General features: G+C 36.5%; 1 protein-coding gene. It reads right to left on the reverse strand.

Features of this window, described 5'->3' with window-relative positions; all coding sequences use genetic code 11:
* On the reverse strand, positions 1-477 hold a 477-nt coding region (locus WG67_RS06510; protein ID WP_179945722.1), incomplete at its 3' end, for a TIGR02217 family protein.
* Between the last annotated feature and the right edge of the window lie 120 nt (positions 478-597).

A 597-nucleotide genomic window follows, 5' to 3' on the forward strand; every position in this document is an offset into this window, starting at 1 on the left:
GATTATTCCATCTTCTACTGGCGGTTTCATGAATGTTATTTCTCCCGTTGAATAATTTACTGAATATTCACTCTCTTCTTTACCATTTAAATAAATCTTTACTGTCCCATGCACTGGCTTTTTGATCATACGTATATGCTTATCTTCCCCACTTACATAAGTTTTGATTAGCTGAAAAGTCGTTTTTTTGTTATCTCCTATACCAATCTCTTGGTTGATGGCTATAAAATCCGACCAATCCTTAAAACGAAACCCTATTGCTTTACCTTTTCGTGCATGAAAAAATGTTATTAGTTCTAGTAGCTGCTCGTTTGATCTGACCCCGTAAGCTATGTTGTATCTAGTGCGTGCATGAGACCAATTGATGTTGCGCTGTTCACAACCATTGTGAGTTGTTACAACGTCAGTGGAAAATTCCGGTCCTCCAGTGGAACCATAAGATATATTTTCTGGAAATCTAATTTCTGTGAATGACATATGTCCTCCTGTGAAAGTAAAATAGTTTGGTTGAAGAAAATGTTGTAATTTGAAAGCGTTTCACATAGTAAATGACGCTATGGAAAGTGGATGAGACTACTGAGTTAAACTGCTGTCACA

The sequence above is a fragment of the Wolbachia endosymbiont of Drosophila incompta genome, assembly GCF_001758565.1.
GTDB classification, from domain to species: domain Bacteria; phylum Pseudomonadota; class Alphaproteobacteria; order Rickettsiales; family Anaplasmataceae; genus Wolbachia; species Wolbachia pipientis.